Below are 12,248 nucleotides of genomic sequence, written 5' to 3'. Positions count from 1 at the left end.
ATAATATCATAAAAATCTTATGTTTACAAGCTTTTGTGCTTATTTTGTATCTATAGCCACATTACTTTAATTAAATATCAATTATAAAAATTTTATATTTTTTAACTTTTTTCATTCATTCCTCTTAATTTATATACGTTATAAATATTTATAATAATTATTATAGCATTAGCTAAAGCTACTGGATAGGCACCCACATTTAAGCCATATATAACAAACATTAAGCATCCTACTGAGTTTATTATTCTTAACTTATACATATCTGTCATTGTAAGTGATATTGCAATTAAAATAGATGCACCATATCCTACTAACTCTATGGGCTCAAAACTAAACATATTAATTCCTCCTTATAATTATAAATACATTAATATACTTAGTTTGTTCATTTTTCATACTATAATTCAGCTATAATTTATTAAAATAATGAAAGTTGATTTTTGTCACTCATGTTATCCAAGGATCCATGAATTGTCAGAGTTTCAATTACAGTTTTAGATATTTTTGTTCTCTTTCTTAAGTCCTCTTTAGATATAAACTCTCCATTTTCTCTTTCTTGTTGGATGTGAATAGCTGCATTTTCACCCACTCCTTGAAGAGCTATCATTGGTGGTAAAATTGTATTATCATCTATAACTTTAAACTCCGCTGCATCAGATTTATAAATATCTACTGGTAGTATTTTTATATTTCTTGCATACATTTCATAAGCAACCTCAAGAACTGTTAACATATTTTTCTCTTTAGCTGTTGCATCATTACCTAATTCATGAATTTCATTCATCTTATTTCTTATAACATCTATTCCTTTTACAATTAAATCTGCATCAAAATCTTCTGCTTTAATTGTAAAATAAGTTGCATAAAAAGCTGCTGGATAATGAACTTTATAATATGCAAGTCTGAAACTCATCATAACATATGCCACGGCATGGGCTTTGGGGAACATGTATTTTATTTTTTGACATGATCCTATATACCAGTCTGGCACATCATATTTCTTCATTTCTTCTATAAATTCAGGTTTTAAACCTTTACCTTTTCTAACACTTTCCATTATGGTAAATGCCATCTTTGGTGGAAGCCCTTTAAATATAAGGTAGTTCATTATATCATCACGAGTAGATATAACATCTTTAAACTCAACAGTTCCTTCCACAACTAAATCTTGAGCATTATTTAACCAAACATCAGTACCATGAGATAATCCAGAAATACGTACAAGTTCTGCAAATGTTGTTGGTTTTGTATCAAGAAGCATTTGTCGAACAAACTTTGTCCCAAATTCAGGAATTGCCAGACAACCTATTGGACAGTCAATTTCCTCCGGCGTAACTCCTAGAGCCTTGGTAGATGTAAATAATGACATAGTTTCCTTATCATCTAGAGGAATTTCTGTTGCAATCTTTCCTGTAATATCTTCAATCATTCTGATGATGGTAGGAACGTCGTGCCCAAGTATATCAAGTTTTAGTATCCTACCACTTATAGAATGGTAGTCAAAGTGAGTAGTTATAACTCCACAACTTGTATCATTGGCAGGATATTGTATAGGTGTAACATCATATACATCTATATAGTCTGGAATAACCATTATGCCTCCAGGATGTTGTCCTGACGTTCTTTTTACCCCAGTACATCCATTAGCAAGTCTAAGCACTTCTGCTGATGTAGAATTTAAATCATTTTCTTCCACAAATTTTTTAGCATAACCAAATGCTGTTTTTTCAGCTACAGTACCTATTGTTCCTGCCTTATAAGTATGACCTTCTCCAAATAATTCTTCTGTATATTTATGAATTACTGATTGATAACTACCCGAGAAGTTAAGGTCTATATCCGGTTCTTTATCACCTTCAAATCCAAGGAAAACCTCAAATGGTATATCATGACCATCTTTTTTTAGTGGTTTACCACATTTAGGACAATCTTTATCTGGTAAATCTACTCCTGAACCCCACTCACCTATTTCATAGAAATAAGAGTATTTACACTCTGGATTTTCACAAACATAATGGGCTGGAAGTGGATTAACTTCTGTTATATCACTCATGGTAGCTGCCAGTGATGAACCAACAGATCCCCTTGACCCAACCAGATATCCATCTGACAAAGATTTTGCAACTAGTTTTTGAGCGATTATATACATAACTGCATAACCATTGCTTATGATTGAGTTTAACTCTCTGTCTAGTCTTTTTCTAACAACATCAGGAAGAGGCGAACCATAAATTCTTTCTGCCTTTTCATTACACATTTCCCTCAGTTCCACGTCTGAACCTTCAATTACAGGTGGGAAAGTTTTATTTGGAATAGGTAGTACGTCTTCTACTAAGTCTGCCACTTTATTAGTATTTTCCACAACTACTTCATAAGCCAAGTCTTCTCCTAAATACTTAAATTCTTCCAACATTTCATCCGTTGTTCTAAAATGAAGGTAAGTTTCTTCCTCATCTACTTTAAATCCTTGTGAATACTTAAGTACCTTTCTATATACAGCTTCATGCTTATCAATAAAGTGGACATCTCCTGTGGCTACAGGAATTTTTCCAAAACGTTTTGCCACTTCAATCATTCTTCTATTTAAATCTCTTAATTCTTCTTCACCTTCTACTTCGCCTTTATCAATCATAAATCTATTATTGTCAATTGGCATAACTTCAACATAATCATAAAGAGATATTATTCTTTCCATCTCTTCATCGCTTTTATTTTGCTTTACCGCTTGAAATATTTCTCCTGCTTCGCAAGCTGATCCAACTATTATTCCTTCTTTATATTCCTCCAAAACACTTTTTAATATTCTAGGCGCTCTGTAAAAATGATTTACATGGGCATCAGATACTATTTTATATAAATTTTTAATCCCAATTTGGTTTTTAGCAATTAATGTAACATGATTTGTTCTAAGTTTTGTATAATCTATATCCCCTAAAATTGTATTTACATCACTTAGTTTTTCTCCACCTTTTTTACGTATCATTTCTAAGAACTTAATAAATATATGAGCTGTAGCTTCCGCATCATCTACGGCTCTATGATGATTAAGTAAAGGAATTCCCAGTTCCTTAGCTATAAGATTTAATCTAAATCTTTTCATATAAGGAAGTAGGGTTCTAGCTAATGTCAATGTATCTACCGAAGTATTTTTAAATTCAATATTTTGCTCCCTACATTTTTGTTGCATAAATCCCATATCAAAATCTGCATTGTGAGCAACTAAGACACTATCTCCAATGAATTCAACAAACTTTGGCAATACTTCTTCTATAGTAGGTTTATCTTTTATTAAATCATTTGTAATTCCTGTAAGCTCTTGCACTTTATAAGAAATATCTTTTTCAGGATTTATCAACTGACTAAATCTATCTACAACTTTAAAGTTTTCAACTTTTACAGCACCAATTTCAGTTATTTTATCATTTTTATTTGAAAAACCTGTAGTTTCCAAGTCAAATATTACAAATGTCTGAGATAAGTCTTTATCATTAGCTTTTTGTATTACAGGTAGATTATCTTCTACTAAATATCCTTCAACTCCATAAAGTATTTTTATATTATTTGATTTTCCTGCATCCATAGCCTCAGGGAAAGCCTGTACCACTCCATGGTCTGTTATGGCAATTGCCTTATGTCCCCAAGTAGCGGCTTGCTTAACTAGTTTTTTAGTGGGACAAAGCGCATCCATAGAAGACATTTGAGTATGAGCATGTAGTTCAACTCTTTTACCTTTTTTGCATTTATCTTTTCTTTGAGGCTTTTCTTCTTGCCTAATACCACTTATAGTCATGGTTATTTCTCTTTGGTAAGTATCATACAATATATCACCTTTTATTTTTACATAAGAACCTTCTTTTACTCTATCTAGTACTTTATCTTTATTCAAGTCATTTAAGAATAATTTACAGTTAATAGAGCTACTATTATCTGTTATAGACATAATCGAAAGTATTTTACCATTTCTTAATTCTTTATTTTCTATATTGAATATTTCACCTACAATAGCTACAGTTTTAGAATTTTGATTTAAGTCTTTAATATGATGTACTAAACTATTTACATCTTCTCCATAAATTAAATGTTCATCATGTTCATCCTTAATTACATATCCTTCTTCTTCATGTTCTTCAGATACCACTTCAAATTCCATTTCTTTGATTAATTCCTCAATCTCTTTGTCAGTTTTTTCCATTATTTTTTTTCTATCTATCTTTTCGGTAATAGCTTTTTCTACTTTAACTTCATAATCAATTTCCAATTCTTCTAATAATACATTTCTTACAACTTCTTCTATATTATTCTTTTTCAATTTTTCATAAAAAATATCTTTAGGAATTTTTATTTTTAGTGTATTATCTAGACACATATATTCTACTTGTTTTTTCCATCCTTCGATAGCTGGGCAGATTTTTTTTAATATATACAAGATATTATGCCAATAAGCTTTTACTATATCTTTTTCTGATTTTCTACCAAAACCATTAAACTTAATTTTAAGTCTAATATTTTTAAAGTATTTCAATTTACCTAGTAATTCTTCTCTAAGTTCATCTAGAATCTCATGAGATATTATATCCTTTGATATTAAATACATATAAAAAATTCTGTCCTCTTTAAAATATACAACCTTAGATACTTCTACTTCTTTTAACTGCCTTTCTAATCTACTATTTTTAATTTCTAACTTTTCTAAATAGTCTTTAATACTATCCATGAGATTATCACTTCCTTTCCTAGATAAATTATTATATCACATCTAAAATAAATTTATTATTATGTTAAATAAAATAAAATTTATTCTTTGGGATTAGCTTCAAAATATCACTTAGTTAATATTATATAGTATGACCACAATTAAAAGTAAGGCGGTGTTAAATATGGCATGCGATAATATTTTTGACATAAATTATATGTCCACATATTATGATAATCTGGGAGGAAAAAAGTTATTTAAAAGCTGTATAAAAGAATTCAATTCAAAAATAGATAAAAAGGTACATCTTTATTATTCTAATAAAAAAGATACACCCATATGTGCGCTGCCAAAACTAAGATTGTTACTAGTAACTAAAATTGGCTTTCTATCATTTTGTTATAATTTCTATTTTTATGTAAATACCTTTGATTATTATAATATCCATATATCAGAAGAAAATTTAGGAATAATAGCTAAATGTGTCTGTTCTCATGAAGTTGGTCATATATTAGACGAAAGTATATCCAACAATAAATGGGAACATTCTCAAATTTTGACTGATATTATTGAAAAAATGATATATTATAATGTCGATATTTCTCAAGATGACTATTATAAGAATAACTTACCTAAAGATTTAGAAGAAAGTGTAGTAACTTTCAAGAAAAATTTAATAAAAAGAGAATCTATTGCCTGGGAAATCGCAAAAACTATTATGAATTTTAAAAATGAAAATGAAAAGTTTTTATTTTCCAAAATTAGAGAGTATGCTCTTGCAACATACAATTATGGTGATCTTAAAACTATTGTAAAAGAAAATAATTTAGAGGTTTTCTTTAAATATAAAAGATATTTTGTTTGATAATATAAAAAGCTTTCTTTAAAAACAAGAAAGCTTTTTAATATTGAACTTCTAACTTAATACACTAAAACAAAAGGGCTACCCACACAGTGGCTAAGACAAAGCAATTTTTTTCTTAAAACATATACATTTTGATATAACTTTGTTTGAAATAATTAAAATAATCACATTTTTTTGCATACTTGTACTTATTTTTGTGAATATTTGGTATTATAATATTATAAATATTATTTTAGGAGGTATCTATATATGGATGATAATATTAAAAGATTAAAAGAACTTATAGATAGTCATAATAATATTGTATTTTTTGGTGGGGCAGGTGTATCTACAGAATCTAACATTCCAGATTTTAGAAGTGCCTCTGGTTTATTCAATGAAAGATTGAACAGAAATTTTACTCCTGAACAATTAGTATCTCATACCTTTTTTATGCGATATCCTGAAGATTTTTTTAAATTTTATAAAGATAAATTAATCTATGAAGATGCTAAACCAAACAATGCTCATATAGCACTAGCCAAACTAGAATACATGGGTAAATTAAATGCTATAATTACTCAAAATATTGATGGTCTTCACCAAATGGCTGGAAGCAGAAATGTTTTAGAACTTCATGGATCTGTACATAGAAATTATTGCACTAAATGTGGAAAGTTTTATACCTTAGAAGAATTGTTAAACTTAGGTGGAAATGTACCTTACTGCGATGTTTGTGGTAGTATAGTTAAACCTAATGTGGTTTTGTATGAAGAACCATTAGATAACTCTGTTGTAAACGAAACTGTTAATGCTTTAAGCAATGCAGATTTATTAATTATTGGTGGAACCTCATTAGTGGTTTATCCTGCAGCTAGCTTTATTGACTACTTTAATGGTGATAGTATAGTACTTATCAATAAAAGTAGCACAGGTTATGATACAAAAGCCTCTGTAGTAATTAATGATTCCATAGGAAAAGTACTTTCACAAGTAATACTATAAATAAGTCAAAATATAAAAATTACATAATATATTAAAAATAAGGTAAGATTAGGTCTTACCTTATTCTTTTTCCTTTTCATATACATCTTTATATATTAAAACAGCTTCATAATATGCTTCTTCTTCGCTTATACCCTTTTCTTGTGCTATTTTCTCGGCTGAGTCTTTTATAATTGATGCAGCTTCAAGTATGTTCATAGAAACACCTTCCCATTTATTGTCCTACTTCTTCTTAATACATATTATTCCCAAAAAAATCTATAAAATTACCTTTATTTATTAAAATTTACATTTATTTATTAAAAAAATAAGTTCTTTGACATAAAACGGCAATAGAACTTATTCTTTTTAATTATTTTCTTTTATTTATTTCGACATTATTATCCATATCCTCTTGAAACTTAACATTGCTATCATGTTTTAAAATTCTTTGAACCTTATCTATTATTCTTGGAGTTACTGTTAATATATTATCTACTAGATTAACATTATCCTCTAAGGAAATTAAACGTGTTTCTCCATTTTCTACTACAACAAAAGCTACAGGGGATATTGTAATCGCTCCTCCACTTCCTCCCGCAAAATTTGCATCACAATTTGTATTAGTTTTACAACTTTTGTTATACTCCCCTCCTCCAATACCAAACCCTACAGTTACCTTTGATATGGGTACAATAACAGATGTTTCCGCTTTTATTGGGTTACCTACTATAGTATTAGAATCTATGGAATTTTTTATAGTCTCAAGAGTTGTCTCCATAATGCTTTGTATTGAATTTGTTGCTGTCATTTTTTGTCACCTTCCTTAGATTTAAATTTTAATTTTATTATTCTTATAAGTATTGGAATAGACTTAAACATGGTGTTTAGTCTAAATTTTATATGTACTTTTACACTTCCTTTAATATTATTTTCAGTAAACTTAGGCACTATGTTTAAATATATTTTTTCACATTCACATATATTTGTTATGGTTCCATAAATACCATTAATTAATGCATTAATATATATAGTTACATATGGATTGCTATTGCTAAAATATATATTTGAGTAAATTTCTATTATTTTTACTTTTTTTATCAAATTAATAATATTACTTAACTCTCCATCTAATTTTTTTAAATCCTTTAAACTTCCTCTTTTTTTCTTACGCTTAATTTTCTTTGAAGGATATAGTTGAATTTTTAGTCTTATTAATTTGAATAATAATTTAATTTTTAATTTTATAACAAAATTAATATTAAAAAAATACATAAACATATATATTTCAAATTAAAATATCTCATATTCTATATTGTTTGCAAAACTTATGGATATATACTAAATAAAAGAAGATAGGCCTTAGGGCAAAAAAATCATAGGCTATACGCCTATGATTTTTTATCTAGATTTTGATTTCTTTTTATTATTTTTGTTTGATACAGAATTTTTTGTAGAAGGTGCCATTCTTTGCTTTTGTCTTCTAATTGTTCCACTATTGTTGTAGATGCACATACCCCAACATGCAACTGCAACCATGAATAATACACCTCTTAAAGTATCACCCATTCTAAACATCATTACTCCAAAGAAAAAACTTACTATTGCAAATAATACATATACAATCATTGCAAGTTTACTTTTCATATTTATCCCCCTTAACTTTTTATCCTCTTATTGAAATACTATCACACCTTACAGCATATAATATTTTTTTATTGATTTTTGAGCAAGGTTATTACCTAAAATGATAGTAAGTAATTCGTCCACTTCCTATGTCAAGCAAAGCGAATTTTTTACTAAATTTCTTCTTCACCTTCAAAAGTATCTATTGGTGGTAAATCTTTTAGACTTTCTATTTGTAATAATTTTAAAAATTCCTGAGTTGTTTTGTATATGATAGGTTTCCCTATTTTGTTAAGTCGTCCGGCTTCTCTTATTAACTCATGTTCTAAAAGTGTTTGCAAAACTTTATCACATTTAACACCTCTAATACTTTCTATTTCCACTTTAGTAATAGGTTGTTTGTATGCAATAATAGTTAGAGTTTCTAGTGTAGCTTGACTTAAAGATTTTCTTTTCTTTGGCTCTAGTACCTTTTTTATATAGTCAGCATAATCTTTATTTGTACACATTTGGTATTTATTTTCTAGTTTTATAATTTGAATACCTCTATTATTTTCTCTATATTCATCAATTAAAGAATTTAACATAAATTCTATTTCTTTATGCGAAAGTTCTTCATTGATAACACTATTAAGTTCTTTTATACTTATAGGTTCTCCATAAGCAAACATAATTGATTCAATTATATATTTTATTTCTTCTCTATTCATTTTACACTCCACGCTTTATTATAAGAATATCATCAAAAAATTCATTTTGAACTACAACTATTAGCTTTTCTTTTATTAATTCAAGAATAGCTAAAAATGTGGCTATAGTTTCATCCTTATCATAAGGTCCGACTAGTTCAACAAAACTTACTTTATCTTCAGTTTTCATTAATTCTCTTAAGTCCGACATTTTTTCTTCTGAAGATACTACTCTTTTTTTCACTATCATATCTAATTCTTCTGTTTTATCAAAACCTTCTATAACTTTTGTTTTTAATATCATAGGAAGAATTGTCCTGATAGCTTCTATAGATATTTCATCTAAGTCTATTTTATTATCTACAATTACTTCTTCTTTAGCTCTAAAGAAAGTATCACAAGTATAGTGAACATTTTCTTTAAGGTTTAAAGAAGCTTCTTTAAATTTCTTATATTCTTCTAATTTTTCTACTAATTCTAATCTTGGATCTTCTTCATGTTCTTCATGATGTTGTTTATATAATAAATATTTTGATTTTATCTCAACTAATTTTGATGCCATTATTATAAATTCACTGGCAACCTCCAAGTCCATCTCATTCAACATATCTATATAAGCTAAATATTGACTTGTAATTTCTGAGATTGATATATCTTTTATATCTATTTTTTGTTTTGAAATCAAATCACAAAGTAAGTCTAAAGGTCCATCATAAACATTTAAATGTATATTGTACTTCATTAAATTACCTCTTACATAAATATACTTACTATATTATAAAATACCATCATTATTGGTGTTGTTACTATTGTATATGCTTTTGTAAATAGAGCAATTAGTAATACAACGTAACCTATATTTTCATATTTATAGATAAATTCATTATATTTATATGGAAGTAATGATGATATAACTCCCCATCCATCAAGTGGTGGTATAGGAAGTAAGTTAAATGCTCCAAAACCTATGTTAATCCACATAGCATTATCAAATATTACTTGAATAGCATACATATCCACATATTTAACTATTAAAGCACAAATAATCGCTCCTATTAAGTTTCCTAATGCTCCTGATAAAGAAACTATTATATTACCTATTTTATAGCTTTTAAAATTATTTGGATTAACTGGAACTGGCTTTGCCCATCCAAAATGGCATAATATTAACATTATTAACCCTAAAGGATCCACATGTTTGGCAGGGTTTAATGTCATTCTTCCATTATACTTAGCCGTATCATCACCAAGTAAATGTGCCGAATAAGCATGACCAAATTCATGAATAGATATGGCCATAGCGATTCCTACCAATGATGCTAATAAATTACTTAAGTTAAACATATTTATTCTCTCCTACTTTTTTTGTAATACTATTATTATATCATTTATAAAATTATAATCAAAAGATTTATATTTTTATTAATTATAAAAAGCTATGAAGTACATAAAAATATGCACTACATAGCTTTTTAGCATTATAATAAATTGTCTACTACTCTTCTTAACATTTGTAAATAAGATGCCTTATTTATATCTTCACTATTTATTATTTTAGTTTCTCCCACAAGTTCTTTTCCTCTATAAACTTTAACAACTCCTAATTCTGTATTTTTCTTTATTGGAAGTTTTAAATCCTGTTTTATTTCTACTTTCTTTTGGAACCCTTTTTTATCAATACACTTAAATTATCTTTGGCTACTAAATCAATATTTTCTTTTTCACCTTTTTCAAATTTAACTGTAGCAACCTTATCATTTGCGCCACAAATTTTAACACTTTCGTAGTTTGCAAATCCATAATTTAAAAGACTTGTTGCATCTTTAAATCTTATTGGAGAAGTTTCAGCACATAATGTAACGGCTATTAAGTGTGTATTATTTCTTATTGCTGATGCTGATAAACAATATTTAGCTTGCTGAGTAAAGCCAGTTTTCACTCCTGTAGCTCCTGCATAATGTTTAACTAACTTATTCGTATTTGCAATCCCTATTTTAGCTTGTTTTTTACCAACTACGACTTCGTCCATCCATGTAGTCAAATACTTAGAAATTTTCTTATGAGTAAGTAATTCCTTAGACATAAGTGCTATATCATAAGCTGAAGTATAGTGGTTATCTACAGGAAGTCCATTTGTATTAACAAAGTTTGTATCATTCATTCCCAGCTCTTTAGCTCTTTTATTCATAAGAACTACAAACTCTTCCACACTACCACCTATATATTCTGCCATAGCAACACAAGCATCATTGGCAGATGCAACTGCTATGGATTTTAATAATGTATCTACCTTTTGTATTTCTCCTGGTTCAAGAAATATCTGGCTACCTCCCATACTAGCTGCAACTTCACTTACTTGGACATCATCATCTTCTTTAATTTTTCCACCTTCTAAAGCTTCACAAATTAAAAGCATAGTCATTACCTTTGTTACACTGGCTGGTGGTAATTTATCGTGACTATTTTTTTCGTATAAAACTTTACCTGTTGAAGCATCCATTAATATAGCGGATTTAGATGCTATATCTAATTTAGCATCTTGGGTACTGGCAAAAATAACACTTCCTTGACTTATTGCAAAAACTAATACAAGTAGAAAGCTAATAAACTTTTTCATCACTTCACCTCTTAATTGTCTATAATTTTATTAACTTTTTTATTATTTCTCTTATATTATTTTTTACCAATATTTCTAATTTATAATTAGTATCTTTTACATGTTATATTTCTCAATAATTAATAATTTCACTTTCAATATCAATTATTTCTGCCTCACAGTTTTCTTCTATAAAATTTATAATTTTTTCTTTTGATTGATCGCTATCTTTATTATTTAAATCAAGCTTTACCATACCAATACTTATTCTTTGATGTAAATCTTGATTTTCAACTTCTCTTATACTAATATTAAATTTGTTTTGCAATTTACCTATTATACTCTTTACAATCATCCTCTTTTCTTTTAAAGAATGTGCATAAGGTGCTCTTAAATCAACTTTAATAACTAGTATTTTCATTTTAATTCCTCTTTTCTATTTATAGTCTTCTTTTATGGCTTGAGCTATTATTTTATTTATACTATCCATCATTATATTAAACTTTTCTTCAGCTAATAGATAATTATATATTTTTTCATTGTGTCTAATTTTATTCTGAATTTCTTCCATTTTTTTAATAGATTTTTTATCCATTTTTTTATTATTCATAGTGGCATATTGAAGATTGTATCCTGTCTTTTTGTACTCTCTTAATAGATATTCATTATTCTCATCACTTTTTATTTCTTTCATATTATTAACAAAATCTTTATATTCTTTGCTACTTCTTATTTCACTGGCCAACTTTGTGGCTGTATCATATACACTCATATTATCCTCCTAATCCCTGTTTAAATTTTAGTTGTTATAAGTAT

General features: G+C 27.8%; 13 protein-coding genes and 1 pseudogene. 2 read left to right on the top strand and 12 right to left on the bottom strand.

Annotated features, from left to right (window positions below; all coding sequences use genetic code 11):
• Window positions 1-101: 101 nt before the first annotated feature.
• Window positions 102-338 (bottom strand): YgjV family protein, encoded by a 237-nt coding sequence (locus QX51_RS12665; RefSeq protein ID WP_039680283.1) that lies wholly within the window; start codon window positions 336-338, stop codon window positions 102-104.
• Window positions 339-418: 80 nt separating this feature from the next.
• A complete protein-coding gene (locus QX51_RS12660) occupies window positions 419-4,714 on the bottom strand; it encodes a PolC-type DNA polymerase III (protein WP_039680282.1) in 4,296 nt (1,431 codons plus the stop codon).
• Between the two features lie 163 nt (window positions 4,715-4,877).
• Here QX51_RS12660 and QX51_RS12655 point away from each other — a divergent pair, with 163 nt between their 5' ends.
• Window positions 4,878-5,558, top strand: coding sequence for a hypothetical protein (locus QX51_RS12655; protein WP_039680281.1), 681 nt, complete (start codon window positions 4,878-4,880; stop codon window positions 5,556-5,558).
• A gap of 249 nt (window positions 5,559-5,807) precedes the next feature.
• Window positions 5,808-6,542 (top strand): NAD-dependent protein deacylase, encoded by a 735-nt coding sequence (locus QX51_RS12650; RefSeq protein WP_039680280.1) that lies wholly within the window; start codon window positions 5,808-5,810, stop codon window positions 6,540-6,542.
• Between the two features lie 60 nt (window positions 6,543-6,602).
• Here the strand turns inward: QX51_RS12650 and QX51_RS20930 are convergent, their stop codons facing one another.
• From QX51_RS20930 to QX51_RS12605, 10 genes and pseudogenes are all read right to left on the bottom strand, one after another.
• Window positions 6,603-6,740, bottom strand: coding sequence for a hypothetical protein (locus QX51_RS20930; RefSeq protein WP_200886402.1), 138 nt, complete (start codon window positions 6,738-6,740; stop codon window positions 6,603-6,605).
• Between the two features lie 154 nt (window positions 6,741-6,894).
• Window positions 6,895-7,332, bottom strand: coding sequence for a GerW family sporulation protein (ytfJ, locus tag QX51_RS12645; protein WP_039680279.1), 438 nt, complete (start codon window positions 7,330-7,332; stop codon window positions 6,895-6,897).
• Entirely contained in the window at window positions 7,329-7,796 is a 468-nt protein-coding gene (locus QX51_RS12640) for a DUF2953 domain-containing protein (RefSeq protein ID WP_052233046.1), read from the bottom strand. Before QX51_RS12640 ends, ytfJ begins: the two co-directional genes overlap by 4 nt.
• 126 nt (window positions 7,797-7,922) lie before the next feature.
• The gene (locus QX51_RS12635) at window positions 7,923-8,168 is read right to left on the bottom strand and encodes a hypothetical protein (protein ID WP_039680278.1); all 246 of its coding nucleotides are present in this window, start codon (window positions 8,166-8,168) and stop codon (window positions 7,923-7,925) included.
• 152 nt (window positions 8,169-8,320) lie between these two features.
• Window positions 8,321-8,857 carry an SMC-Scp complex subunit ScpB gene (scpB, locus tag QX51_RS12630; protein ID WP_039680277.1) on the bottom strand — a complete coding sequence of 179 codons (537 nt, stop codon included), beginning with the start codon at window positions 8,855-8,857 and terminating at the stop codon, window positions 8,321-8,323.
• Window position 8,858: 1 nt separating this feature from the next.
• Window positions 8,859-9,578, bottom strand: coding sequence for a segregation and condensation protein A (locus QX51_RS12625; protein ID WP_039680276.1), 720 nt, complete (start codon window positions 9,576-9,578; stop codon window positions 8,859-8,861).
• Window positions 9,579-9,589: 11 nt separating this feature from the next.
• Complete coding sequence (locus QX51_RS12620; protein ID WP_039680275.1) at window positions 9,590-10,180, bottom strand: site-2 protease family protein; 591 nt, start codon at window positions 10,178-10,180, stop codon at window positions 9,590-9,592.
• 242 nt (window positions 10,181-10,422) lie between these two features.
• Window positions 10,423-11,336: pseudogene (locus QX51_RS12615) on the bottom strand (serine hydrolase); the annotation flags it as partial.
• Window positions 11,337-11,565: 229 nt separating this feature from the next.
• On the bottom strand, window positions 11,566-11,853 hold the full coding sequence (locus QX51_RS12610; RefSeq protein ID WP_039680274.1) for a DUF503 domain-containing protein: 288 nt from the start codon (window positions 11,851-11,853) through the stop codon (window positions 11,566-11,568).
• 15 nt (window positions 11,854-11,868) lie between these two features.
• Window positions 11,869-12,204, bottom strand: a complete 336-nt coding sequence (locus QX51_RS12605) for a YlbF/YmcA family competence regulator (protein WP_039680273.1) — start codon at window positions 12,202-12,204, stop codon at window positions 11,869-11,871.
• Between the last annotated feature and the right edge of the window lie 44 nt (window positions 12,205-12,248).

The sequence above is a fragment of the Terrisporobacter othiniensis genome (assembly GCF_000808015.1).
Taxonomy (GTDB): domain Bacteria; phylum Bacillota; class Clostridia; order Peptostreptococcales; family Peptostreptococcaceae; genus Terrisporobacter; species Terrisporobacter muris.
This window is presented reverse-complemented; position numbering and strand designations above follow the sequence as displayed.

Bases quoted from the DNA above. Each gene is read 5' to 3' on its own strand.
- QX51_RS12665 (WP_039680283.1), bottom strand. From the start codon at position 338: ATGTTTAGTTTTGAGCCCATAGAGTTAGTAGGATATGGTGCATCTATT.
- QX51_RS12660 (WP_039680282.1), bottom strand. From the start codon at position 4,714: ATGGATAGTATTAAAGACTATTTAGAAAAGTTAGAAATTAAAAATAGT.
- QX51_RS12655 (WP_039680281.1), top strand. From the start codon at position 4,878: ATGGCATGCGATAATATTTTTGACATAAATTATATGTCCACATATTAT.
- QX51_RS12650 (WP_039680280.1), top strand. From the start codon at position 5,808: ATGGATGATAATATTAAAAGATTAAAAGAACTTATAGATAGTCATAAT.
- QX51_RS20930 (WP_200886402.1), bottom strand. From the start codon at position 6,740: ATGAACATACTTGAAGCTGCATCAATTATAAAAGACTCAGCCGAGAAA.
- ytfJ (WP_039680279.1), bottom strand. From the start codon at position 7,332: ATGACAGCAACAAATTCAATACAAAGCATTATGGAGACAACTCTTGAG.
- QX51_RS12640 (WP_052233046.1), bottom strand. From the start codon at position 7,796: ATGTATTTTTTTAATATTAATTTTGTTATAAAATTAAAAATTAAATTA.
- QX51_RS12635 (WP_039680278.1), bottom strand. From the start codon at position 8,168: ATGAAAAGTAAACTTGCAATGATTGTATATGTATTATTTGCAATAGTA.
- scpB (WP_039680277.1), bottom strand. From the start codon at position 8,857: ATGAATAGAGAAGAAATAAAATATATAATTGAATCAATTATGTTTGCT.
- QX51_RS12625 (WP_039680276.1), bottom strand. From the start codon at position 9,578: ATGAAGTACAATATACATTTAAATGTTTATGATGGACCTTTAGACTTA.
- QX51_RS12620 (WP_039680275.1), bottom strand. From the start codon at position 10,180: ATGTTTAACTTAAGTAATTTATTAGCATCATTGGTAGGAATCGCTATG.
- QX51_RS12610 (WP_039680274.1), bottom strand. From the start codon at position 11,853: ATGAAAATACTAGTTATTAAAGTTGATTTAAGAGCACCTTATGCACAT.
- QX51_RS12605 (WP_039680273.1), bottom strand. From the start codon at position 12,204: ATGAGTGTATATGATACAGCCACAAAGTTGGCCAGTGAAATAAGAAGT.